Raw genomic sequence first — 24,961 nt, 5'->3', positions numbered from 1 at the left:
AGACCTCCGGGCTGACGGTCGCGTTGTCGGGTGCGGCGGGCAGTGCGCTGAACACGGCGGTGAGCACGGCGCAGGATGCGAAGAAGCAGAGCGACAGGCGTCTGGCGGCGCTGACCGGCACCAAGGCGGCGCTCTCGGGCGTGCAGGCGGGCTTAGCGGAGACAGTACGGCGAATGCGGTGGCCGGGGCGCAGGGTGGAAAGAACGCGGTTGAGAATAACTGGTTGGGCAAAGCGCTGATAGAAGGATGCGCTATTGCAGCCCCTTGCCGTAGCAAAGTCGCTGAACAGGTTCTTGAAATCGGTGTTAAAGCGGGCATTACAGGTATTGTTGCGAAAGAGATCGCAGATAAGATGTCAGCGGAGGATCTGGATCATCTGGTTACCCTGAAAATGATGGGTAATGATGAGATCACCGGAAAGTACCTTAGCTCCTTACAAGAGAAGTATGGTTCTGGTGGTGAATCTACACCAAACGTGGGTAAAAACCTGACGGATGTGGAAAAGGCAGAGCTTGGCGGAGCTGGATCTGGAACAAGTACGCCTCCGCCACCGGAGAATGATCCAAAGCAGCAAGACGAAAAGCCTGTTCAAAAGCTTAATCAAAAGCAGGAAAGTTCTATTAAAAAGATTGATAACTTGATTAAAAACTCAATCAAAGATCATGATATTACTGGCACTTTGAAGGATATGGATAGTAATCCGATATTAAAACCTGATGGCAGTGGGAAATATTGGAACCATATGAAAGAAATGCAAGATACTCTTAATGGGCTAAGAAATCATGAAAATACATTAAGAAATGTCAATAATCCCTAGGCGCAAGCTGCTTATGGAAGAGCAACTGACGCTATTAGCAAACTTGAGTCGGCAATAAAGGGGTATGGGATATGACAACCTTTAGAGAGTTGTTATTGATTAATAATCATCATTATGAGCCAAGCAATCGCTCATCTTTAGATGAATGGTTTAGTAATATTCTAGATATTCCTCTTGATAAACTAGATGTCGGTGATATTGCCCGAGCAATAAGACAGGATCTGTTCTTATCAGAGATTTTGCCAAAAGCAGAAGTTATTTTAAAACAAAACCCATTGGCTGGAGAGGATTATGACGGAAAACTAATATCATCTATAGCCTCTTTGAATCGTGATGAGATCAAATCTGTGTTACCTTTTTTTCAGAGTATTAGTTTTTTTTTGAATCAATTAGATAAAACAAATATTGATAATCAGATAGTTACGGATATAGAGAAAATAGATAAGCTATCACGTTCTTAGATAAAAGATCCTGGTTAATCTTGCCGGGATCTTTTTATTTACGGTCAGCTCTGAATATCCACAGCCTCAATCACCAGCCTTTCCTGCGCGCTAGTCACGATCATCGGTTGCCCGGTACAGAACCCCAGCGCGGCCAGCCAATCACCCTTCAGGTTCAGGCTGGGAAACTCGCTGTAATAGCGGGTCAGCCCGGTGTGCCGTCTTCATGACGGCGGCGGGCGTAGTCCATCGTGGTGTGCCCATGTGCTCCCCCCTATGCTCAAACTATAGGGTAGGATTGTCTACCGGCATAGGGGCAGTCCACTATTAAATCTATTATTGTCTTTGGCTCATTTAGGATAAACAGTCTAAAATCGAAACAATTATTCCATTAATGGAGCAATGGAAATGAAGTTGCTTAATGACATGGCATTGTTCGTTGAGGTAGCGAAAGCGCGCAGTTTTCGCAAAGCGGCTGAAGTGCTGAACATGCCGAATTCAACGCTGTCGCGTCATATCAGCCAGTTGGAAAAGGAGATCGGCCTGCGTTTGTTGCATCGCACTACGCGCAGGATAGAGCTGACCGAAGCCGGGCAGGTCTATTTCGAGCGCTGCAAACGTATCGTGGATGAAGCCAGGCTGGCGCATGAACAGCTCGGCGGGCTGCTGGAACAGCCGACGGGATTATTGCGTGTTTCTATGCCGGTGGATCTGGCGACGACCTTTCTGGCGCCGCATATCGCCGCGTTCGCACATGATTATCCCGGTATTGATTTTGATCTGACTCTCACGCCGCGCCAGGTCGATTTGGTGACCGAGCCGTTCGACGTGGCGATCCGCATGGGCGATTTGCCCAGCTCAACCCTGATCGCCCGTCGTTTGGGGACCGTTTCCCGGGCGTTGTACGCATCGCCCGGCTACCTGAAACGAGCGGGGGAGCCGCGTGAACCGGAAGCATTGAAAGGGCACGAATGTTTACGTCTGCGGACGGCGGAATCACGCGAGTGGCGGTTGCATAAGGAGGAGGCGCAGTGCGATATCACGGTTCCCGGCCGGTTTCTGCTCAACAGCGTGGGGATGATTCGTAATCTGGCGCTGCTGGATATGGGAATTGCCATGCTGGCAGAAAATATGGTGGCACAGGATTTGAGCGAAGGGCGATTGCAGCGCGTGCTGCCGGGTTGGCAGGCCAGGTCGGTTCCGGTTTATGCAATGACGGAAACCCGCCTGCTGCCGGCAAAAACACAACGCTTCATTGACTTTTTGCGTGAGCGTTTCGTGATTATTGAGAAAGTTTAAACCGCATTTTTTGCTTAAGCTTGCCGTACGATTACGCCCGAAAAGTTTCGTGTGGTCGGGGAAATAGGCTAGATTTCTAGGGCGATACCACAAACAGGTATGTACCCTACAGTCAAAATATATTATGAGAGAAATGATATGCCACATATTGATGTGAAATTTTTTCCGCAAGATCTTTCTGATTTTCAGAAACAGGAATTGGTTTCCGACCTGTGTAATGTGTTGAAAGCACACCTGGGTTCGAAAGATGGATCGATTTCCGTCGCATTAACGGAAGTTTCAGCGGATCGCTGGAAAGAAGAGGTTTATGACCCGGTAATTAAGCCTGCGCTGGGAAGGCTGGCGAAAAAACCGGGATATACGCTGTAAACATGTGAGATGTGTTGCCGGATAAGCACGCTGGCGTGTTTGTCCGGCACGCACTATTTATGCCTTGGCATCATAGTAGACAAACGCCAGTTTGTTGCCGTCGGGATCGCGCACATAAGCGCTGTAAAACCCTTCACCGTAATGCGGGCGATATCCCGGCGCGCCTTCATCTGTTCCGCCTAACGACAGCGCCAGCGCATGCAGCCGCTGAATGGTGGCCGGATCAGGGGTGTTGAAGGCCGCCATTACGCCGTTTGCGACCGTAGCGGGCTCCTGGTTGAAGGGGCGGCCAATGCAAAACCCAAGCGTATTATTATCTCCGAATGTTCCCCAGGAGGCGCCTTCGTCGCTTCTTCCGCCCTGAGGGTGTCCTAGAATCTCCATCAGCGGATCGTAAAATGCGATGGCGGCGGGCAGATTATTCGTACCAAACATCATGTAAGAAAACACATTCTCCTCCCGTTACGGAATTATTAACGTAATCATACAATTCTTTATTATGGCGAAATTATCGCCATAGAGCGTGATTACGTTCATGTAACGGGGAAACGATGTTACGCCGTATAGTCATCAACAACGCGGCGCGCGCTTTCATAATGACGTACCCAGTAGCTGTTATCGAGGCTGGAGATGGTTACGCCTTTACGCTTCGACGCGTGCATAAATTGGTTGTTACCGATATAAACCCCGACATGACGCTGGTAGCGCGAGGTCTTGAAGAAGACCAGATCGCCGGTACGCAGCTCATTTTTACTGATACGCGTACCGAGCTTGATTTGCTCGCGGGTGGTTCTGGGCAGATGCATATCCACGGTATCGCTAAAGACGTGCTGCATTAATGCAGAACAATCAACGCCGCGTTTGGTGCTGCCGCCGAAGCGGTAATGCACGCCTTTCCACTTGGCATACACGGAGCTAATAGCGTTCTTAATAGTCGTGGTGTTATTTATTTTTTGGGTGAATGAATTCTGGGGCAGCAATGACGATGAAGCGCTTGCCGGAAGTGAGAAAAGAGACAGAGAAGCACAGGCGATAGTCGCCGCAAATACACAGTTTCGGATATTAAAAAGCATAACGATAAAATTTAATGTTAATAAAATAGAGGAAAAAGTTAATTTTTTAATCTCAATAAAAATATAGAGATAAGGTTTTTCTGGAAGGGAAAAGTAATTAATATAAACCTTCAATGCAAGCGAAATATCTTAAATATATGTTAAGCCACAGGCAGCTAAACATTCAACGTGCTGATTGCAATTGGATTTATTTTAAACCAAGTGGTCTATTAAAGATGTGTTGTTTTTTTTGCGCAGGACGTTAAGAAATATAAAAGGCTATTAAAAATAAATAAAATAACACCGCTATGTCTCTATTTTTATGGAATATGACAGATGCAGCCGGATTAATTATTATTTACGTCTCTGAGGAGGCGAAGGGGAAGAGCGGTGTGCTGTAATAAGCACACCGCGAAAGCAGGGTTATTTGGTTAAGGCGATGATACCCAGGGTCAGGCCGGCAATGGCTGCCGCGCCGCCGGCGATGGCGCCTGCGGTTTCCCAGTTATCCTGAGTGGTTCCTTTCATACAGGTATTGGTGTGTACCAGACGCCCTTGATCGTCATAGACCGGAACGCACGGTGATTCGCGGGCGCAGCCTGCGAGCAGGGTGGTGGCAAACAACGTCAGAGCAATCAGCTTTTTCATAATGGCATCTCGGGTAAACAATACGGCCTGAAAGTCAGGCATCCTTCCCGTGAAGTGTATCCTGGAATCCTGGTACAAGGGGACAGGGAAATAGTTGCAAAGTATTTTGAATGTAAAGAGCGTGGAGAAGAGCAGGAAATGGTTTAGGTAATTATCCTATAATGAATCTCCGTTAGCAAAAAATCTCTTCATCCCCCTTGATATTTTCTCCGACAAATCTCATATTCTCTATGATAATCATGAACAAGGAGCGCGTATGGGAATCAGTGAAGAAGAGTCTATTCGCCGCCTGATCAACGAAAAAAGCAGCGGAGGCCATATGGATAAGTGGCTTGCTATAATTTCCGCGCTCTATTTTTTGTTGATGCTGTGGTACGAGCGTTCACCAGGCGTACTGGTGCTGGCGGCGGGAATTTTTATTGTGTCATTCAGCAGCTATCTGAGAAAACGCCGTAAGGTGAAAAACTACCGGATGAAGCTGTCTGAGCTAAGTAGCGAATCGTCCCTCTCCTGAGGCTTCAATACTCAGTAAAATGATGTTCCGGGGTTATCGTGCAGCGCATGCGCCCCGGGAAGTGCCCTTTCTGTGTGCTTCTTTTATACTTCCTCGCGTTCGCTCAGCATTTCCAGCCAATGCAGCGTATCAGAAATATGCCCCCGAATTTCCCCCAGATCAAAAAGAAGGGCTACCCATATCCCGCAAACCATGATGGTTAATACCAGCAGTATTCGGTAAAACACATTCACCATAACACTTTCACCATACTCACCATAACGTATCACCCTAAGGTAAAAAAACGGAGCATTTGCCTTGCAATGCAAATATATTAGATAACCTTAAGTGAATGTCCAGTCATGTGCGGGTAAGAAGATACTGTGTGTGACCGGGTTAGCGAATTGTCTGGTGAGTTGATTGGTTATATATTGGTGTGGTGTACAATCTGAGAAACTATTCGACGTAATCACACATTCTTTTTTGCTATAGCCGAAAATTGCCTTTCTGAACGTTGGCCGGATGTATGTGAACCGGCGCATACAACATCGGTAACGAAGCGTTATATTGACGCTTTTCTTATGATCTGCCTCTCATCTTCACTGACAATGACAGCACCGGCTTTCGGCTGGAAAGTCCATACTATTATTTTTATTATGGAAGCGGTTACATTCTTATTTATTGAATGGCCTGTTATCGCCGGATTTATCTGCGGAAAAAGGAAAGTGGGGATATTATCCCTTAATAAAGCAAGTGTATATTCCGCGTAATAAAGATGGATAAACTTACTGTGATTTCAGCAATGTGATATGACGCATAACGTTGCGATGGCTATTTACTATAGTGAATTCCGTTCTGCCTGTATTTCACCCAACAATACATGTATGAGGATCTCCCTATGTGGAAGCGTTTACTTTTAGTATCGGCACTGTCAGCGGCAATGTCCTCCGCAGCCCTGGCGGACTCGTTAACCGTTGGTTTTTCTCAGGTAGGTTCGGAATCCGGCTGGCGCGCGGCTGAAACATCGGTCGCGAAGAGCGAGGCGCAAAAGCGCGGCATTACGCTGAAAATTGCCGACGGGCAGCAAAAGCAGGAAAACCAAATCAAGGCCGTACGTTCCTTTATTGCTCAGGGCGTTGACGCTATCTTCATTGCGCCTATCGTGCAAACGGGATGGGAGCCGGTGCTGGAAGAAGCCAAGGATGCCAAGATCCCGGTCTTCCTGCTGGACCGCGCGATTACCGTAAAAGATGACTCGCTGTATATGACCGTGGTTACTGCCGACAACGTACTGGAAGGAAAATTGATCGGCGACTGGCTGGTCAAGGAGATGGACGGCAAACCCTGTAACGTTGTGGAACTGCAGGGAACGGTTGGGGCGAGCGTCGCTATCGATCGTAAGAAAGGCTTTGCCGAAGCGATCGCCAAAACGCCGAATATCAAGATTATCCGTTCTCAGTCCGGCGACTTTACCCGCAGTAAGGGTAAAGAAGTGATGGAAAGCTTCATCAAGGCGGAAAACAACGGCAAAAATATCTGCATGGTGTATGCCCATAACGATGACATGGCGATCGGCGCCATTCAGGCGATTAAAGAAGCGGGCCTGAAGCCGGGTAAAGACATCCTCACCGGTTCCATCGATGGCGTACCGGATATCTATAAAGCCATGCTGGCCGGCGAGGCCAACGCCAACGTAGAGCTGACGCCGAACATGGCTGGCCCGGCTTTTGACGCCCTGGAGAAGTTCAAGAAAGACGGCACCCTGCCGCCTAAAATTGTCCGCACCGAATCGAAGCTGTTCCTGCCGGACAGCGCTCAGGCCGAGTTGGATAAGAAAAAAGACATGGGCTACTGATGACCTGCGCAGCCCCGCGCAGCGGGGCCTTTTCTTACTCACGGGAGCGCCAGATTATGTCCGCTGCTGAAGAAGATGTTCTACTCCGCACCGACGGTTTGAGTAAGGTATTTCCCGGCGTGAAGGCGCTGGACAACGTTTCCCTGAGCCTGCGCCGCGGCGAAATCATGGCGCTGCTGGGCGAAAACGGTGCGGGAAAATCCACGCTGATTAAGGCCCTGACCGGCGTCTATCAACGCGATGCCGGCAGTATTTGGCTGGAAGGAAATGAAATCTCTCCGAAAAACACCGCCCATGCCCAGGAACTGGGGATTGGTACGGTGTATCAGGAAGTTAACCTGCTGCCGAACATGTCGGTAGCGGACAATCTGTTTATCGGCCGCGAGCCACGGCGTTTCGGCCTGATCAACCGCCGTGAAATGGTGAAGCGCGCGACCGAACTGATGGCCCGTTATGGCTTTAGCCTGGACGTGACCGAGCCGCTCGGGCGTTTTTCCGTGGCGATGCAGCAAATTGTCGCCATTTGCCGGGCTATCGATCTCTCCGCCAAGGTGCTGATTCTGGACGAACCAACGGCCAGCCTGGACGCCAAAGAGGTCGAGATGCTGTTTACCCTGATGCGCCGGCTGCGCGATCAGGGCGTCAGCCTGATTTTCGTCACTCATTTCCTCGAACAGGTGTATGCGGTCACTGACCGGATCACCGTGCTGCGCAACGGCGCTTTCGTCGGCACCTGCAATACGCGCGATTTGCCTTATATCGAGCTGGTAAAAATGATGCTGGGGCGTGAGTTGGACAACAAGGCGCTACAGCGTGCCGGGCGCACCCTGCTCAGCGACAAACCGGTGGTGCGTTTTGAAAACTACGGCAAGAAAGGGGTGATTGAACCGTTCGATCTTCAGGTCAGGCCGGGTGAAATCGTCGGGCTGGCCGGTCTGCTGGGGTCGGGGCGCACCGAAACGGCTGAGGTGATATTCGGCATCCGCCCGGCCGACAGCGGCAACGCCTGGGTTAAAGGTAAGCAACACGCGCTGCGCTCGCCGTATCAGGCGTCGTGCCTTGGGTTGGGATTCTGCCCTGAAGATCGCAAAACCGACGGCATTATCGCTGCCGCTTCAGTGCGCGAGAACATCATTCTGGCTTTACAGGCCCAGCGTGGCTGGCTGCGGCCGATTCCCCGGCGCGAACAAAATCAGATCGCCGAACGCTTCATCCGCCAGCTGGGTATCCGGACGCCGGGTCAGGAGCAGGCGGTGGAGTTTCTGTCCGGCGGCAATCAGCAGAAGGTACTGCTTTCCCGCTGGCTGTTGACCAGGCCGCAGTTTCTGATCCTGGACGAACCGACGCGCGGTATAGATGTCGGCGCGCATGCGGAGATTATCCGCCTGATCGAAACCCTGTGTGCCGACGGACTGGCGTTGCTGGTGATTTCGTCGGAGCTGGAAGAGCTGGTGGGGTATGCGGACAGAATCATCATCATGCGCGATCGCCGGCAAATTGCCGAAATTCCGCTGGAAGACCTGTCCGTTGCCGCCATTATGAATGCCATTGCGGCATAAGGAGATTTATGTCCCAGACGCTTCCTGATGCCAATAAGCCCACGCGCCGCTGGCGCTGGCCGCCGGGCACGCCGCAACTCGTGGCGCTGGCAGTGGTATTACTGGCTGACAGCATCGTAGCCAACAACTTTTTTTCGGTTCATTTGCAGGACGGACGCCTGTTCGGCAGCCCGATCGATATCCTCAACCGCTGTGCGCCCGTGGCGCTGCTGGCGATAGGCATGACGCTGGTTATCGCGACCGGCGGCATTGACCTGTCGGTCGGCGCGGTGATGGCGATCGCCGGCGCAACAGCCGCAACGCTGACCGTGCAGGGGCATCCGCTGCCGGTGGTGCTGCTGGCGGCGGCGGGGGTAGGGCTGCTGTCGGGATTATGGAACGGCATTCTGGTGGCAGTGCTCAAGATACAGCCGTTCGTCGCCACCCTGATTCTGATGGTGGCCGGACGCGGCGTGGCGCAGTTGATCACCACCGGGCAGATTGTCACGTTCAACAGCCCGTCGCTCTCCTGGATCGGCAGCGGCTCGCTGTTTTTGTTCCCGACGCCGGTGAGCATCGTTCTGTGCACCCTGCTGCTGGTGTGGTTGCTGACGCGCCGTACCGCGCTCGGGCTGTTTATCGAGGCGGTGGGCATTAACATCCGCGCAGCGAAAAACGCCGGGGTTAAAACGCGCGGCGTGGTGATTTCGGTATATATGCTCAGCGGGTTTTGCGCAGCGATTGCCGGGGTGATCGTCGCCGCCGATATTCGCGGCGCCGACGCCAATAACGCCGGGCTGTGGCTGGAGCTGGACGCCATTCTGGCAGTGGTGATCGGCGGCGCGTCGCTGATGGGCGGACGCTTCAATCTGGTGCTGTCGGTGCTGGGCGCGCTGATTATTCAGGGGATGAACACCGGGATTCTGCTTTCCGGCTTCCAGCCGGAGCTGAACCAGGTGGTGAAAGCCGTGGTCGTGCTGTGCGTGCTGGTGTTCCAGTCGCCGCGCTTTATCCAGTTGTTCCGGGGGAGGAAACGCCATGTTTAAGAAAAACTTGCCGCTGCTGGTAACGATCGGCGTTTTCATTCTGGGCTATCTGTTTTGCCTGAGCCAGTTTCCCGGTTTCGCCAGTACCCGGGTGATTTGCAACATCCTTACCGATAACGCCTTTTTGGGGATTGTGGCGGTGGGGATGACGTTCGTCATTCTTTCCGGCGGCATCGATCTGTCGGTGGGCGCGGTGATTGCGTTTACCGGCGTGTTCCTGGCGCGGGCCATCGGCGACTGGCACCTCTCGCCGCTGGTGGCGTTTCCGCTGATATTGATGCTGGGCTGTGGCTTCGGCGCATTTATGGGCTGGCTGATTGACGCGCTGAAAATTCCGGCGTTCATTATCACGCTGGCGGGCATGTTTTTCCTGCGCGGCGCCAGCTATCTGGTGTCGGAAGAGTCATTGCCCATCGACCACCCGATTTATTCAACGCTGTCGGGCCTGGCGTGGAAAATTCCCGGCGGCGGCCGCCTGAGCGCGATCGCGCTGCTGATGTTGGCGGTGGTGGTGATCGGCATGGTGCTGGCGCACCGCACCCGCTTCGGCAACCAGGTTTATGCGTTGGGCGGTAACGTCACCTCGGCTAACCTGATGGGGATTTCCACCCGCAGCACCACCATCCGCATCTATATGCTCTCTACCGGGCTTTCGACGCTGGCGGGCATCGTCTTTTCCCTTTACACCTCGGCAGGGTACGCGCTGGCGGGGCTGGGCGTAGAGTTGGACGCCATCGCCTCGGTGGTGATCGGCGGCACGTTGCTGAGCGGCGGTGTGGGTACGGTGCTGGGGACGCTGTTCGGCGTGGCGATCCAGGGGCTGATCCAGACCTACATCAATTTCGACGGCACGCTCAGTTCCTGGTGGACCAAGATCGCCATCGGCATCCTGCTGTTTGTGTTCATCGCGTTGCAGCGTCTGCTGACGATGGTATGGGAAAACCGTCAGACGGCTTCAGTCACACGTATCGGGCCGGAGCCCGGGAAAGTATAGCCAGTACGCCTTAAGCCTGCCCCCGTATTAATGCGGGGGCGATTTTATAACCGCCCGCCTGCTATTATTTACTCCGGATAAAAAATAAAACTGTGCAACCTATAGCCATACAAAAGCTATGTATTTCCCGCACCTCAATAACATGATGAATTGGCAGCTTAAAGTTAATGACATGATGAAATTCATATTTTCATGGTTTAAATAACCATACAAATATAGACGATAATTATGGTTAATAAACGTATTCCGAAAGGCATAAACGCCTTCTGGTGAAAAGCGTCAATGAGTCATCTTTCCAGGGGAAGAGTCGCTCCAGCCCTGATTTTGCGCCTTGCGCCTTGCGGCAGCGTCATCAGTCATAAACCTCAATACATCACCGATAATTATTTTATTTATTGCAATATATGGTCTATAGATGGATAGGGGAAATTATTCATGAATAGCATCCAGAGCATAAGAATAAAGTATATTTTTTATCGCCATTGTTGAATAATTCACGGAATCTTTTTGGGGGAGTCCAATAAAATTCCGCGAACTATCATTTCTGGTGATAAAACTCGTTGTTTTATAATTAATTAAGCTATTGCTCGTGTTCTGATAAGGAATAGCAATGAAGAGACTTGGTAAACATGTCCGGTTTGTGCCGGTCATGCTGTTTGTTAGTGGTGCTTTATTATCCGGCTGTCACGATAACAATGAACAAAAAGAGCAAGGGTCGCCGCCTCTGGTTGAGGTTGTCACACTCAAAACGGAGCCTTTGCCGATCGTCACCGAGCTTCCCGGGCGCACCAGCGCCTATCGCGTTGCCCAGGTTCGTCCGCAGGTGGATGGCATTATCCTTAAACGCAATTTCACCGAAGGCAGCGACGTTCAGGCCGGACAGTCCCTTTATCAGATCGATCCCGCGACCTATCAGGCCGCCTACGACAGCGCCCGCGGCGAACTGCTGAAAGCGCAGGCGGCGGCGGGAATAGCGAACCTGACCGTAGCGCGCTATAAGCCGCTGCTGAAGTCCAGCTATGTCAGCAAGCAGGATTATGACAGCGCGGTGTCCACCGCCGAGCAGGCTGCTGCCGCAGTGAAGGCGGCGCAGGCTCAGCTTGAAACAACGCGCATTAATCTGGCCTATACCCGGGTCAATGCGCCCATCAGCGGGCGTTCGGGAACTTCTTCGGTAACGGAAGGGGCGCTGGTTAACGCCACGCAGACGAAAGCGCTGACGACGGTGCAACAAATCGACCCTCTCTATGTCGATGTTACCCAATCCAGCGCGGACTTCCTGCGCCTGAAACAGGCCGTGGCGGACGGCGGCCTGCAACGTGATGCCAAAGGCGCCGATGTCACCCTGGTGCTGGACAACGGCCAGGCTTATCCGGTGACCGGCCGCCTGGAGTTCTCCGACGTAACGGTCGATCAGAGCACCGGCTCCATCACGATCCGCGCGCTGTTTCCCAACCCGCAACACGACCTGCTGCCCGGCATGTTCGTGCGCGCCCGCATCAGCGAAGGCCTGAAGCCTGATGCGCTGCTGGTGCCGCAGGAGGGCGTCACCCGTAACCCTCGCGGCGACGCCACCGTGCTGGTGGTAGACGGCGACAACAAAGTGCAGACGCGCGGCGTTACGGCTTCGCGTGCCGTCGGCGATCGGTGGTTGATCGACAGCGGGCTGAAAGAAGGGGAGCGGGTTATCGTCAGCGGCCAGCAAAAAGTGCGGCCGGGCATGACGGTGCGGGTGCAGGATGCCGCTGAACAAACGGCTCCGGCAACTGCGGGGAAATAACCAATCATGCCTAATTTTTTCATTAACCGGCCGATTTTTGCCTGGGTGCTCGCCATTATCCTGATGCTGGCGGGTGTGCTCTCAATTATGAAACTGCCCGTTGCGCAGTATCCCTCCATCGCCCCGCCGGCGGTGGCGGTTTCCGCAACGTATCCGGGCGCCGATGCGCAAACGGTGCAGGACACGGTGACGCAGATTATCGAACAGAACATGAACGGTATCGATAATCTGATGTACATGTCCTCGACCAGCGACTCCTCCGGCGGGGTCACCGTTACGCTGACCTTCACCTCCGGCACCGATCCGGACATCGCGCAGGTTCAGGTGCAGAACAAGCTGCAGCTGGCGATGCCGCTGCTGCCGCAGGAAGTGCAACAGCAGGGCATCAGCGTGAAGAAGTCCAGCAGCAGCTTCCTGCTGGTCGCGGGGTTTGTGTCGGATAACCAGAGCCTGACGCAGGAAGACATCTCTGACTACGTATCATCCAACATTAAAGATGCCCTGGGGCGTACGTCCGGCGTCGGCGACGTTCAGCTGTTCGGCGCGCAGTACGCGATGCGTATCTGGCTCAATCCTAACCAGATGAACAAGTATCAGCTGACCATGACGGACGTGCTGAACCAGCTTAAGGCGCAGAACGCGCAGATTGCGGCCGGTCAGTTGGGCGGTACGCCGGCGGTGGCGGATCAGCAACTGAACGCGTCGATCATCGCCCAAACCCGGCTGAAGTCGCCGGAAGAGTTTGGCGATATCCAGATGAAGGTTAATCCCGATGGCTCCAGGGTGCTGCTGAAGGACATCGCCCGTATCGGCCTGGGCGGTGAAAACTACAACATGCAGACCCAGTATAACGGCCAGCCGGCGGCCGGACTGGGGATCAAGCTGGCGACCGGCGCCAACGCGCTGGACACTGCGGCGGCAATCAAAGCCGAACTGGCGCGTCTGCAACCCTTTTTCCCACAGGGGTTGCGGGTGGTTTACCCCTATGACACCACGCCGTTCGTACAAATCTCCATTCGCGAGGTGGTGAAGACGCTGTTTGAAGCCATCGTGCTGGTGTTCCTGGTGATGTATCTGTTTTTGCAGAACATCCGCGCCACGCTGATCCCGACCATCGCGGTGCCGGTGGTGCTGCTGGGCACTTTCGCCATCCTTGCGGCCTGCGGGTTTTCAATAAACACGCTGACCATGTTCGGGATGGTATTGGCGATAGGGTTATTGGTGGACGATGCCATCGTGGTGGTGGAAAACGTCGAGCGCGTGATGGCGGAAGATAAGCTGCCGCCGAAAGAAGCGACCATGCGCTCGATGGGGCAGATTCAGGGCGCGCTGGTCGGGATTGCGATGGTGCTCTCTGCGGTATTCATCCCGATGGCGTTCTTCGGCGGCTCCACCGGCGCGATTTACCGCCAGTTCTCCATCACCATCGTTTCGGCGATGGCGTTGTCGGTGCTGGTTGCGCTGATCCTTACCCCGGCGTTATGCGCCACCATCCTGAAACCGCTGCCGCCGTCAGGGCACGAGGAAAAGCGCGGCTTCTTCGGCTGGTTTAACAAAAAATTCGATCAGAGCACCCAGCATTACACCAACAGCGTCGGGCGCATTATTGACGCCTCTGGGCGTTATTTATTGATTTACCTGATGATTGTTATCGGGATGGGGTATTTGTTCATGCGGCTGCCCACCTCATTCCTGCCGGAAGAGGATCAGGGCGTGTTTATGACGATGATTCAGCTTCCGGCGGGCGCAACGCAGGAACGAACCCAGGAAGTGCTGAATCAGGTCAGTGACTATTATCTGAAAAAAGAGCACGCCAACGTTGAATCGGTGTTTACGGTTAACGGTTTCAGCTACAGCGGCCAGGGGCAGAACTCGGGGCTGGCGTTTATCAGCCTGAAGCCCTGGGGGGAGCGTGTCGGCAAGGAGAACAGCGTCGGCGCCATTATCGGGCGGGCGGGTAAGGCGTTTGCGCAGATTAAGGACGGACTGGTGTTCCCCTTTAACCTGCCGGCGATCGTCGAGCTGGGTACGGCGACCGGTTTTGACTTCGAGCTGATCGACCAGGCCAACCTGGGGCATGAAAAACTGACGCAGGCGCGTAATCAGCTGCTGGGCGAAGTGGCGAAGCATCCGGATATGCTGGTGCGCGTGCGCGCCAACGGGCTGGAGGATACGCCGCAGTTCAAGGTTGATGTGGATCAGGAGAAGGCGCAGTCTCTCGGGGTCGCGATTTCCGACATCAACCAGACGATTACCTCGGCGTTGGGGGGAACCTACGTTAACGACTTTATCGATCGCGGACGGGTGAAGAAGGTCTACATTCAGGCCGATGGGCCGTTCCGTATGCTGCCGAGCGACATCAATAACTGGTACGTGCGCGGCAGCAGCGGCCAAATGGTGCCGTTCTCGGCATTTTCCAGCGCACACTGGACCTACGGCTCGCCACGTCTGGAACGTTACAACGGGCTGCCTTCCATGGAAATTCTTGGTGAGGCCGCCGCGGGGAAAAGTACCGGCGAGGCGATGCAGCTGATGGAAAAACTGGTGGCACAACTGCCGTCGGGGATCGGCTTCGACTGGACCGGCATGTCTTATCAGGAGCGTTTGTCGGGGAACCAGGCGCCGGCGCTGTATGCGATTTCGCTGGTGGTGGTGTTCCTGTGCCTGGCGGCGCTGTATGAGAGCTGGTCCGTTCCGTTCTCGGTGATGCTGGTGGTGCCGCTGGGCGTGGTTGGCGCGCTGTTGGCTGCGACGATGCGCGGCATGAACAACGACGTCTACTTCCAGGTAGGGCTGTTGACGACGATCGGGCTGTCGGCCAAGAACGCGATCCTGATCGTCGAGTTCGCCAAAGACCTGATGGAGAAGGAAGGCAAAGGGCTGATTGAGGCCACGCTGGAGGCGGTGCGCATGCGTCTGCGCCCGATTCTGATGACGTCGCTGGCGTTTATCCTCGGGGTGTTGCCGCTGGTGGTCAGCTCCGGCGCCGGGTCCGGCGCGCAAAACGCGGTAGGGACCGGCGTTATGGGCGGGATGCTGTCGGCGACGCTGCTGGCGATCTTCTTCGTGCCGGTGTTCTATGTGGTGGTGTGCCGCAGGATGGGGCATAAAGATCCGCACTGACGGGCGGAATGACATTACAGCAATCAACTGCGCCGGGCATGCCCGGCGCAGTTATTTTTCCCTCGTGCGTTTTATTGCGTAATCCCTTTTACCCTGGCGTTCAGCTGCCATTTTAGCAAAGCCGGATAGCTGCTCATCTTCTGCTGCTGCCCGTCGCCCGGTACGGCGGCGGCCGGAAGCAGGGACATCGCGTTGTCAGGATCCCAGGCATAAAACGCCGGACGGCCCGTCAGCGGGTAAGCGCCTTTCGCATCGATCCACAATTCTTCGTTATAACCGAACGCGCGGCCGGGATCGTCCTGTGGTGCCAGCATGTTACGACCGCCCAGCGCCTGATAGGGCGTGTCGGACAGGCTGTAGGCGTACAGCGTGGGGAAGATATCCTTGTGCGAACCGGGCCGGGAGGGATCGAAACGCCACGTGCTGTGTTGCAGGATTTTCTGCGGAACATAGAGGTAGAACGGCACCGCGCGATCGAGAAACTGCTCGCGCGGATAAATAGCCCGCAGGCGCCGCATCTGATGGTCGCCGCTGGCGGCGATCAGCGTGTCGTTGCCGCGCGCGGAACGCTTCACGTCAGCGATAAACCGGCCCAGGGCGTCGGTGGCGTACTGGTAGGTACGCATGATGTTGAGCTGCTCGTCCTGGTCCACTTCCGCATGCGTCATTAAGGCATCAGGCGCGGCAACCGGCTGTGGGTGGTAGTGCGGCGGTACGATGTACGGCGGATGATTGGTTATGGTCAGGATGCTGATAAACAGCGGCTGCTTACTTTCCGCCAGCAGTTTTTCCGCCAGCCGGAAAGCGAATTCGTCCGGCACGCCCCAGTCCGTGAGCTGCGGGGCGGATTCCGGGTACAGCGCCATCAGCGAGGACTGATCGTAAACGTCATCCACGCCCTGCAAGGGAAGGTAGTTCCCCAGGTTGCGCCACATCCGGCTGCTGGACGTAATGAAAATGACTTTGTAACCCGCTTTCTTATAAACCGAGTAGGGCGTGCCGCTGAGCACCGTGTGCTGAGCCGAAGAGTGGCTGATGTTCTGCGCCGGGCTGTGGAAGAACATCGCGGCGAAAGAGGGCGCGGTGCCATTGCCTTCCGACACGAAACGGCGGAAAACGAAGTCCTGCTGAAACGCCGGACGCAGGGCGCCCAGCAGATCGTTTTCCGGCAGATGATCGAACACCATCATGTTGCTGCCCATGCTTTCCATCAGCGCCATAACCACGTTCGGTTTGTGCGCCGCCAGCCACGGGTTGGGCGGCGTGCGGGCGTCCAGCGAATCCAGCCCGCTCTGGCGCAGCAGGGCATCGCCGTCACGGGCGGTTACGGGCGTGAAGTGCGCATCCTCCTGATGGTCGCCATAGGCCCAGACCAGCGCCATCGCGCCGTTCGGCGCCAGCTTGTTGAAGGTCATAACGGTGGAGATCTGGGCGTCGTTGCGGCGCAGCGGAAAGGTGCTCAGGCTGCCGCGGGCGAAAATGACCAGCAGGATAAGACTGAGCAGCAGGCAGAGCGCGAAGCGGGCAGTTGGCCAGCGGCGGGCGGGCAGGCGGTGTAACAACCACTGGCACAGCGCGGCGGCCAGCAGCGCCGTCAGTAGCGTCAGCGCCAGCAGGCGCGCAACGGGGTATCCCTGCCAGATGTTGCCGACGACCGCGCGGGTTTCGTCATCCATCAGGCCGAAAGCGAAGATATCGATAAAGTTGTGATAGGTCTGGTAATAAAAGTAGTTGCTGACGTCGGCGGTGATGATGACGAAGGTGATCAGCGCGCAGTAGATGCAGGTCAGGTATTTCAGCCAACGCCAGGTCGCCGCTTTTACCGACAGCAACAGTCCCGCCACGAACACCGGCAGCAGCAGGCAGGCTGCTACGCGCAGATCGAAACGCAGGCCGGTGAACCACAGGCTGGTCAGGGCGTGTTCGTGCCCGGCAATCTCGCGCGAATCAACGAAGGTATGAAACATGCAATAGCGTGCGGTGGTCATCGTCAGGGTCAGCAGGATCAGCTGAAACCAAATCGTACGCAGCAGGGCGCGGATTCTCTGTTGATACATACATTCCACGAATAAATTGGGTGAAAAGGATAAAGCGGGAAAGTTTGCCGTAGTGTTGCAAAATCAGGCTCTACGGCAGTTCAACGGAAATAAAAAAACAGAGGGCGTGCGGGGAACTGCGTCAATGAACGACCGGCCCGTTGCCGGGCCGGTAAAATGGGTTAGTCCAGGTAAAAAACTTCGCGCAGCGTTTCGCTGACCGGGCTGTTGTCCGGGTTGCTTGGCATGACGTCCGTCATGTGCTTCCACCAGCGTTGGCACACTTCGGTTTGCGCGACCGCATCCCAGCGCGCTTCCGACTCAATCTCCACCGTGGCGAACAGCAGGTTGCGCGTTTTGTCGAGATAAATGGCGTAATGGTGTGCGCCGTGGGCTTTCAATACCTGCTCCAGCTCAGGCCAGATCGGCGAATGGCGGCGCTGATACTCCGCATGGGCATCCGGGTTGACCTGCATAACGAAGGCTTTACGAATCATGGTGTTTCTCCCCGTTTATAAGGCCTGTAAATAAAGGGCGCGTACCTGTTCGCGGTCGGCGGGACGCGGGTTGCAGGGCGCGCAGGGATCGGCCAGCGCTTTGTCCAGCCAGCCTTCGATATCCTGTTCCTTAATGCCGAGCGCCGAGAAACCGGCGGGAATGCCCACCCGTTGAGACAGTTCGCGAATCGCGGTGATAGCCAGACGGCTGGCCTCGTCGTCGTCCATGTTGCGGGTATCTTTGCCCATCGCCTGCGCGATGCGGGCAAAGCGGGCAATGGCCTGCGGGCGGTTAAACTCTTCCACCACCGGCAACAGGATGGCGTTGCACACCCCGTGCGGCAGGTTGTGGGTAGCGCCAGGCTGATGCGCCAGCGAATGCACCAGCCCCAGCCCGGCGCTGTTGAACGCCATGCCGGCCAGGTACTGACCATAGGCCATCATTTCGCGCGCCTTCAGGTTTTTGCCGTTTTCCACCGCCTGCGGCAGCCACTCGGTAATGAGACGGATCGACTCCAGCGCTGAATGGTCGGTCAGCGGATGCGCGCCGAGGGAAACGTAAGCCTCAATGGCGTGGGTCAGGGCATCCATGCCGGTAGCGGCAGTAACGGACGCGGGGATGTCCAGCATCACATCCGGATCGTCAACGGCGATATCCGGGATGATTTGGCTGTCGATGATGACTTCCTTCACCTGGCGCTGGCTGTCGATGATAACCGCGTTGCTGGTCAGCTCGGCTGCGGTGCCGGCGGTAGTGTTGATCGCCACCAGCGGTACGCCGGGCTGCTTCACTTTGCCGACGCCGGAATAGGCGGTGGAGGGCGCCGGGTTGGCGGTCAGGATTTTGATTGCCTTGGCGGTGTCGATGGGGCTGCCGCCGCCGAAGGCGATCAGGTAGTCGCAGCTATGCTGGTGGAAGGTGGCCAACCCCTGCTGCACCAGCTCTTCGGTTGGGTTCGGAAACACGTCGCTGAACAGCGCGTAGGGTAACTGATGCGTTTTCAGCGCGTTGAACAGGCTGTCGAGCAGCCCCAGCTCCACCAACTGGCCGTCGGTGACGATCAGCGCTTTGCCCCACTGCTTACCGGCCAGCAAACCGACCATGTCGGGAATGGCGCCGCTGCCGTGCAGGCTGATTTTGGGTAAAGCCAGCATAAAACTCATGATGTCGCTCCTGAAATTAAAGAAACCGTGCCGTTACGCCTTCGGTTTCCCGAAGGCGCAAAAACCTGGCGTCTTAGTCTTTCAGCGCGGCGGGCAGCGGGGTAACGCCGAAGCGTTTGCCCAGCGCCACCAGCTCTTCGCTGGAGATGGTTTGCCGCTTGCCGCCCATCGACAGCACTTTAACCATGATTTCCGCCGATTTTTCCGCGGTATCAATCAGCCCGAAGGCGTCGTCGAGCGTCGGGCCGCTGCCGAAGATGCCGTGGAACGGCCACAGCACCAGGCTGTGCGCCCGCATCTGCTCTGCGGTCTGGGTGCCGATGCCGTCAGTGCCCGGCACCATCCAGGGCACAATGCCGATGCCGTCCGGGAACACCACCAGGCATTCGGTGCTGCCTTCCCACAGCAGGCGGGTGAAGCGCGCATTGTCCAGCTCATGCACGTAGCTCAGGGCGATCAGGTTGGTCGCGTGGCAGTGCATGATGACCCGGTCGCGTCCGGCGCTGACCTGTATTCTCACCGCGTGCGACTGAAAATGTGCCGCCAGTTCGGAAGTCGGCAGCCCGCCGCCGGTCAGCCCCCAGTGAATGTGGTAGGCGGTGCCGCGGTCGTTGAGTTGCAGCAGCACCAGGTTTTCCGCCGGGGCCAGCTCCACGTTGCGGAAGAACTTGCCGGAGCCGGTAACCAGGAACCAGCAGTTCGCCAGATCCGGCGCCGCCTGCGTCAGTTCCACGCAGCGCGGTTGCTCGTAAAAATCGGCGCGGAAGGGGGCGACATCTTCCGCCAGCAAACGCAGGCTGATGTTGCCGCCGTTACGTTCATCCCAGCCCTTGCGCCACATGTCGCCGGTGGCTTTGATCATGTCCCGGATGAACCAGGAAGAGAGAATCGCTTGCATAGTCGGGTATTCCTTAACGTTGGCTGAGGATCTGTTGTTCATAAGCGCGCACGGTTTTCAGCCAGCCGGCATCGGCGGGCACGTCGTTGCGCAGGCAATACATTTCCCACACTGCCTGCCAGGGCAGGGATTTCTGCTCTTCCAGCAGCGCCAGGCGCGCGGTGTAGTCGCCGTCCAGCTCCAGCTGGCGCAGTTTGTCGGTCGGTTCGAGCAGGGCGCGCAGCAGGGCTTTCTTCATGTTGCGTGTGCCGATGACCCAGGCGGCGATGCGGTTGATGGAGGCATCGAAGAAGTCCAGGCCGATGTGTACGCGGTCGAACAGGTCATGGCGGATAATTTCGCTGGCGATGGCCTGCGTTTCGTCATCCAGCAGCACGACGTGGTCGCTGTCCCAGCGCACCGGGCGGCTGACGTGCAGCAGCAGGCGCGGTACGTACAGCATGGCGCTGGAGATCTTGTCGGAAATCACTTCGGTAGGATGGAAGTGACCGGCGTCCAGGCACAGCGCGGTCTGACGGCTGGTGGCGTAGCCCAGATAGAATTCATTGGAGCCGGCGGTGTAGCTTTCCGCGCCGATGCCGAACAGTTTGCTTTCCACCGCATCAATGTGGTGCGCGGGGTTCAGCTTCTCGGCAATCACTTCGTCCAGCGCTTCCAGCAGGCGGCGGCGCGGGCCGAGGCGATCCACCGGCGTGTCTTTCATGCCGTCCGGGATCCAGATATTCATCACCGATGGCGTGCCCAGCTGTTCGCCGAAATAGGCGGAGATGCGGCGGCTGGCCTGGCAATGTTCGATCCAGAAGCGGCGGATTTTTTCATCGTGATGCGTCAGCGTGAAGCCGTCGGCGCTCAGCGGATGGGAGAAACAGGTGGGGTTAAAGTCCAGCCCCATCTGGTGATTTTTGGCCCACTCAACCCAGTTGCTGAAGTGGCGCGGCTCGATGCGGTTGCGTTCTACCGGCGTGTCGGATTCCAGGTAGATGGCATGCAGGTTGAGGCGTTTCGGGCCGGGGATCAGCGCCAGCGCCTGATCCAGGTCGGCGCGCAGTTCGGTGGCGTTGCGCGCTTTGCCCGGGTAGTTGCCGGTGGCCTGAATGCCGCCGGTCAGTTCCCCCTGCGCCTGTTCAAAACCGGCGACATCGTCGCCCTGCCAGCAGTGCATGGAGATCGGCAGACGATCCATTTGACGCAGCGCGGCTTCCGCATCGACGCCAACCGCGGCAAAGCGTTGTTTCGCCAGTTCCCAGGCCTGTTCAATCGAGATAGTCATACGCAAAGTTCCTTAGAGTGTAAGCTCAGTGACTGAAATTGCGCCCAGTGCGCGGCAAAGTCAGCGTTGTCCTGAGGCATGAAATGTTGCAGGGGAAAGTTGTGCGTCACGACGGCGCGGAACGCGCTGACGTCCGCGACGTCGCCCAGCGCCATGAGCTGGCAGCCGACGTTGCCCAGCGTGGAGGCTTCCACCGGGCCGGTGCTGACGGGCAGTCCGCAGGCGTTGGCGCACAGTTGATTAAGAAAGTGGTTCTGGCTGCCACCGCCGACGATGTGCAGCCGGCTGAGCGGTTTACCGTGCAGATCGGCCAGTTCGCCGGCGACCTGGCGGTAGAGCATGGCTAAGCTGTCGAAGATGCAGCGCGCCAACTGTGCGTCGGTTTCCGGCACGGGGGCGCCGCGTTCCCGGCAGTCGTTCTGAATTTCCCGGCACATATGCTGCGGGTTGATGAAGCGGTCGTGATTCGGGTTGATCAGGAAGCGGCAGGCGGGTTGCTGCGCGGCCTGGGCGATCAGCCCCGGCAGATCGTCGATCGACCGTTCCTGAACCATGCGTTGCAGCAGCCACAGCCCCATGATGTTTTTCAACACCCGGTAACGGCCTTCCGCGCCGCCTTCATTGGTGATGTTGGCGGCCAGCGCGCCTGCGTGGGTAAAGGGCGTGCGGCTTTCGATGCCCATCAGCGACCAGGTGCCGGAACTGAGGTAGGCCGCATCGGCGTCATGCAGCGGCGCGGCGACTACCGCGCTGGCGGTGTCGTGGGTGGCGACGGCGACGACAGGTACGTCATGGCCGCCGGCGGTGCGCCAGTAGCCCACGGTATTGCCGGGAGCGCTCGGGCGGCCGAACCAACCGGCGGGAACGCCGGCCCAGGCCAACAGCTCCGTATCCCAGTTGCCGCTGTCGATATTGAGCAACTGCGTGGTGCTGGCGTTGGTGTATTCCCAGTTGTAGCAACCGGTCAGCCGGTAGTGCAGGTAGTCGGGGATCATCAGCAGGCGTGCGGTTTGCTGCACCCACTCCGGGTGCTGTTCGCTCAGCGCCCGCAGTTGGTAGAGCGTGTTGAACGGCAGAAACTGGATGCCGGTGCGGCGGTAGATCGACGCGGTGCCCAACTGATGCTGCGCCCGCGCCATCACGCCGTAGGTGCGCGCATCGCGGTAGGAAACAGGGTAGCCGACGCGTTCGCCCTGCTGATTCAGCAGCACGAAGTCCACGCCCCAGGTGTCGATACCGATGCTGTCGGGTACGATGCCCTCGGCGTCGAGCTGATGCAGCGCCGCGCGGATTTCGCCTTCGATAGCATCCAGATCCCAGGTGTCCGTCCCGTTGCGGCGCAGCAACTGATTGGTAAAGCGCCGTACTTCCCGCAGCGTCAGCCGCTTATCGTTCTGATGACGCGCGTCATTATGGAAAGTGGCCAGCATCACGCGCCCGCTGGAAGCGCCGAGGTCGATGGCGACAATGTTGCGAATGGTCATGGTAGTTACGTCCCGTGGTGTCCCAATGAGCGCCAGTGTAGGAAGTTGGGGAAAAAGCGACCTTCCCGTGGCTGCCAGCACAAAATTGCGATTGGCAAAATGGCAAAGGTGAAAGTGAAGGAACTCACACTTTTGGCTTTTCGTTCGTCAGGAGCGGGATGTGATGCTGTCCGCATTTCCGTATTTTCCCCGGGGTTTCTTGAAAAAACGGGCGGTTAAGTGAGGTTTGCCGTCAAAAGTTTAAGGTGAGCCGGCAGCCCCTCTTTTACTATCGGAACAGGACGTTAAGGAACTGGGCTATTGCACTGTCTGGTACTGAGGAGGTGAAGCATGACGGTTCTGCACTGTGCTGATTTTTTCCCTTCCGGTCAGGTGCCGATCGCGATTGAGCCGCGGGCGCCGCAGCCGGAATTCCCTGAACATCATCATGATTTCTATGAGATCGTGCTGGTGGAACAGGGGGCGGGCATCCATGTGTTCAACGGCAATCCGTATACCCTGAGCGGCGGCTGCGTTTGCTTCGTGCGCGATCATGACCGCCATCAGTTCGAGCAAACCGACGGGCTGTACCTGACCAACGTGCTGTTTCGCGCGCCGGATGCGTTCCGCTTTCTTTCTGGCGTCGAGCGTCTGCTGCCGTGCGAGCAGGACGGCGTGTATCCCGCGCACTGGCGGGTCGGCCACCAGGTGATGCAGCAGGCCACCGCGCTGATTGCGCGCCTGGCAGCCATGCCTTCCCGGCAAACGGCGGAAGAGACGGCGCTGTATGAAAGCGTGTTTATGCAACTGCTGGTGACGCTGCGCATGGGGTGCATGGCCCGCGCCGGCGATGATCCGGAGGGGCGCCTGTATCAGTTAATGGAGTGGCTGCAGGAACATTTCGCCGGCGAGGTGGAATGGGAAGAGCTGGCCGGGCGTTTCAACCTGCCGCTGCGTACGCTGCACCGTCAGCTGAAAAGCCGTACCGGCATGACGCCGCAGCGTTACCTGACCCGGCTGAGGTTATTGCAGGCGCGTCATCAGTTGTGCCACAGCGACGACAGCGTAACTGATATCGCCTACCGTTGCGGCTTTGGCGACAGTAATCACTTTTCCACGCTGTTCCGGCGGGAGTTCTCCATTTCTCCGCGGGAAATCCGTCAGCGCCGGCGGCACTGATTGCGGCAGAAATGATTTTCGCGGTATGGGTCAATCCATTTTTTGCGTCAAACGGCGATAATCTGCCTTTGAGCCCGTTTTGCATAGGATGACGTCTTGGCTTTAACCCCGCTGCTGCTGGAAACCCGTGATTACCTGCCGTCCGCGCAGATGCCGGTAGCGGTTGCCGATCGCTATCCTCAGGAAGTGTTTTCCGAACATACCCACGAGTTTTATGAGCTGGTGGTGGTCTGGCGCGGCAACGGGCTGCATATCCTTAACGATCGCCCCTACCGCATTACCTGCGGTGATCTGTTCTACATTCGCGCCAGCGATCGCCACGGCTATGAGTCGGTTAACGATCTGGTGCTGGATAACATCATTTACTGCCCGGAACGCCTGAGCCTGCATGCCAGCTGGGAAAACCTGCTGCCGCCTTTCGATCCGCAGCCGGCGGGGCACCACTGGCGTCTGACGACCGCAGGTATGGCGCAGGCGCGGCCGATCATCGCCCAACTGGCGCAGGAGAGCCGCAAAAATGACGTGTTATCCCTGCAACTGACGGAAGCCCTGCTGCTTCAGCTGGCTATCGTGCTGTGCCGTCACCGTTATCGTGCGGATGGCGCCGCTTTGCTGCCCGATGGCGAGCAGTTGGACCTGCTGATGGCGGCGTTGCAGGGGGCGATAGAAAAGCATTTTGATCTGGGGGCGTTTTGCCATGAGCATCAGCTGAGCGAGCGCTCGCTGAAACAGCTGTTCCGCCAGCAAACCGGCATGAGCGTCACCCACTATCTGCGGCAAATCCGGCTGTGCCGCGCCAAAAGTTTGCTGCGGCGCAGCGAATATCGCATCAGTGAAATCGCGACGCGCTGCGGCTTTGAGGACAGCAACTACTTTTCCGTGGTCTTTACCCGTGAGGCGGGAATGACGCCGCGTGATTATCGTCAGCGTTTTGTGGCGGCGGTGCGTTGAGTGCATTACAGTACCGTAAGGCAAAATACGTAACCGACAGGACGATATC

At 56.5% G+C, this 24,961-nt stretch carries 23 protein-coding genes; 13 read left to right on the top strand and 10 right to left on the bottom strand.

The annotated features are described in order from the left end of the window. The first annotated feature begins 178 nt into the window (after positions 1–178). Positions 179–817: a hypothetical protein gene (locus tag C8D90_RS17310; protein ID WP_407920639.1), complete on the top strand. Its 639-nt coding sequence runs from the start codon at positions 179–181 to the stop codon at positions 815–817. A gap of 71 nt (positions 818–888) precedes the next feature. Next, positions 889–1,278, top strand: a complete 390-nt coding sequence (locus C8D90_RS17305) for a contact-dependent growth inhibition system immunity protein (RefSeq protein ID WP_115459707.1) — start codon at positions 889–891, stop codon at positions 1,276–1,278. 44 nt (positions 1,279–1,322) lie between these two features. Here C8D90_RS17305 and C8D90_RS22525 read toward each other — a convergent pair whose 3' ends face one another. Further along, complete coding sequence (locus C8D90_RS22525; RefSeq protein WP_115459726.1) at positions 1,323–1,466, bottom strand: SymE family type I addiction module toxin; 144 nt, start codon at positions 1,464–1,466, stop codon at positions 1,323–1,325. A gap of 199 nt (positions 1,467–1,665) precedes the next feature. Between C8D90_RS22525 and C8D90_RS17295 the strand changes: the two genes are divergently transcribed. Continuing rightward, positions 1,666–2,556 carry a LysR family transcriptional regulator gene (locus tag C8D90_RS17295; protein ID WP_115459706.1) on the top strand — a complete coding sequence of 297 codons (891 nt, stop codon included), beginning with the start codon at positions 1,666–1,668 and terminating at the stop codon, positions 2,554–2,556. A gap of 138 nt (positions 2,557–2,694) precedes the next feature. Continuing rightward, positions 2,695–2,925: a tautomerase PptA gene (gene pptA / locus C8D90_RS17290; protein ID WP_115459705.1), complete on the top strand. Its 231-nt coding sequence runs from the start codon at positions 2,695–2,697 to the stop codon at positions 2,923–2,925. A gap of 57 nt (positions 2,926–2,982) precedes the next feature. Here the strand turns inward: pptA and C8D90_RS17285 are convergent, their stop codons facing one another. From C8D90_RS17285 to C8D90_RS17275, 3 genes are all read right to left on the bottom strand, one after another. Next, positions 2,983–3,375 carry a VOC family protein gene (locus C8D90_RS17285; protein WP_115459704.1) on the bottom strand — a complete coding sequence of 131 codons (393 nt, stop codon included), beginning with the start codon at positions 3,373–3,375 and terminating at the stop codon, positions 2,983–2,985. Between the two features lie 104 nt (positions 3,376–3,479). Further along, entirely contained in the window at positions 3,480–3,836 is a 357-nt protein-coding gene (locus C8D90_RS17280; protein WP_312026884.1) for an NlpC/P60 family protein, read from the bottom strand. 564 nt (positions 3,837–4,400) lie between these two features. Further along, a complete protein-coding gene (locus C8D90_RS17275) occupies positions 4,401–4,625 on the bottom strand; it encodes a hypothetical protein (protein WP_115459724.1) in 225 nt (74 codons plus the stop codon). A gap of 256 nt (positions 4,626–4,881) precedes the next feature. Here C8D90_RS17275 and C8D90_RS17270 point away from each other — a divergent pair, with 256 nt between their 5' ends. The 7 genes from C8D90_RS17270 to C8D90_RS17240 all read left to right on the top strand — a co-directional run bounded on the left by C8D90_RS17270 (position 4,882) and on the right by C8D90_RS17240 (position 15,454). Beyond that, positions 4,882–5,139 carry an ABC transporter ATP-binding protein gene (locus C8D90_RS17270; RefSeq protein ID WP_115459703.1) on the top strand — a complete coding sequence of 86 codons (258 nt, stop codon included), beginning with the start codon at positions 4,882–4,884 and terminating at the stop codon, positions 5,137–5,139. A gap of 877 nt (positions 5,140–6,016) precedes the next feature. Then, the gene (gene ytfQ, locus C8D90_RS17265; RefSeq protein ID WP_115459702.1) at positions 6,017–6,973 is read left to right on the top strand and encodes a galactofuranose ABC transporter, galactofuranose-binding protein YtfQ; all 957 of its coding nucleotides are present in this window, start codon (positions 6,017–6,019) and stop codon (positions 6,971–6,973) included. A 56-nt stretch (positions 6,974–7,029) separates the two neighbouring features. Continuing rightward, positions 7,030–8,532: a galactofuranose ABC transporter, ATP-binding protein YtfR gene (gene ytfR / locus C8D90_RS17260; protein ID WP_115459723.1), complete on the top strand. Its 1,503-nt coding sequence runs from the start codon at positions 7,030–7,032 to the stop codon at positions 8,530–8,532. Between the two features lie 8 nt (positions 8,533–8,540). Continuing rightward, positions 8,541–9,557, top strand: coding sequence for a galactofuranose ABC transporter, ATP-binding protein YtfT (gene ytfT, locus C8D90_RS17255; RefSeq protein ID WP_115459701.1), 1,017 nt, complete (start codon positions 8,541–8,543; stop codon positions 9,555–9,557). After that, on the top strand, positions 9,550–10,551 hold the full coding sequence (gene yjfF / locus C8D90_RS17250; RefSeq protein ID WP_115459700.1) for a galactofuranose ABC transporter, permease protein YjfF: 1,002 nt from the start codon (positions 9,550–9,552) through the stop codon (positions 10,549–10,551). The genes ytfT and yjfF overlap by 8 nt, the downstream gene beginning before the upstream one ends. A 610-nt stretch (positions 10,552–11,161) precedes the next feature. Beyond that, positions 11,162–12,331: an efflux RND transporter periplasmic adaptor subunit gene (locus C8D90_RS17245; protein WP_115459699.1), complete on the top strand. Its 1,170-nt coding sequence runs from the start codon at positions 11,162–11,164 to the stop codon at positions 12,329–12,331. Positions 12,332–12,337: 6 nt separating this feature from the next. Further along, a complete protein-coding gene (locus tag C8D90_RS17240; protein ID WP_115459698.1) occupies positions 12,338–15,454 on the top strand; it encodes an efflux RND transporter permease subunit in 3,117 nt (1,038 codons plus the stop codon). A gap of 71 nt (positions 15,455–15,525) precedes the next feature. Here the strand turns inward: C8D90_RS17240 and C8D90_RS17235 are convergent, their stop codons facing one another. The 6 genes from C8D90_RS17235 to rhaB form a co-directional block, all read right to left on the bottom strand. Further along, the gene (locus C8D90_RS17235) at positions 15,526–17,511 is read right to left on the bottom strand and encodes an LTA synthase family protein (protein ID WP_115459697.1); all 1,986 of its coding nucleotides are present in this window, start codon (positions 17,509–17,511) and stop codon (positions 15,526–15,528) included. Positions 17,512–17,672: 161 nt separating this feature from the next. Further along, entirely contained in the window at positions 17,673–17,987 is a 315-nt protein-coding gene (rhaM, locus tag C8D90_RS17230) for an L-rhamnose mutarotase (protein WP_115459696.1), read from the bottom strand. Positions 17,988–18,002: 15 nt separating this feature from the next. Continuing rightward, positions 18,003–19,151 (bottom strand): lactaldehyde reductase, encoded by a 1,149-nt coding sequence (gene fucO, locus C8D90_RS17225; protein WP_115459695.1) that lies wholly within the window; start codon positions 19,149–19,151, stop codon positions 18,003–18,005. Positions 19,152–19,224: 73 nt separating this feature from the next. Next, entirely contained in the window at positions 19,225–20,049 is an 825-nt protein-coding gene (gene rhaD / locus C8D90_RS17220; RefSeq protein ID WP_115459694.1) for a rhamnulose-1-phosphate aldolase, read from the bottom strand. A gap of 13 nt (positions 20,050–20,062) precedes the next feature. Beyond that, the gene (locus C8D90_RS17215) at positions 20,063–21,319 is read right to left on the bottom strand and encodes an L-rhamnose isomerase (protein WP_115459693.1); all 1,257 of its coding nucleotides are present in this window, start codon (positions 21,317–21,319) and stop codon (positions 20,063–20,065) included. Beyond that, positions 21,316–22,788: a rhamnulokinase gene (gene rhaB / locus C8D90_RS17210; protein ID WP_376744975.1), complete on the bottom strand. Its 1,473-nt coding sequence runs from the start codon at positions 22,786–22,788 to the stop codon at positions 21,316–21,318. The genes C8D90_RS17215 and rhaB overlap by 4 nt, the downstream gene beginning before the upstream one ends. Positions 22,789–23,133: 345 nt before the next feature. Here rhaB and rhaS point away from each other — a divergent pair, with 345 nt between their 5' ends. Further along, on the top strand, positions 23,134–23,961 hold the full coding sequence (gene rhaS / locus C8D90_RS17205) for an HTH-type transcriptional activator RhaS (protein WP_115459691.1): 828 nt from the start codon (positions 23,134–23,136) through the stop codon (positions 23,959–23,961). A gap of 96 nt (positions 23,962–24,057) precedes the next feature. Next, positions 24,058–24,912 carry an HTH-type transcriptional activator RhaR gene (rhaR, locus tag C8D90_RS17200; protein WP_260503075.1) on the top strand — a complete coding sequence of 285 codons (855 nt, stop codon included), beginning with the start codon at positions 24,058–24,060 and terminating at the stop codon, positions 24,910–24,912. Positions 24,913–24,961 lie beyond the last annotated feature (49 nt).

The organism is Enterobacillus tribolii (genome assembly GCF_003363015.1).
GTDB lineage: Bacteria > Pseudomonadota > Gammaproteobacteria > Enterobacterales > Enterobacteriaceae > Enterobacillus > Enterobacillus tribolii.
This window is presented reverse-complemented; position numbering and strand designations above follow the sequence as displayed.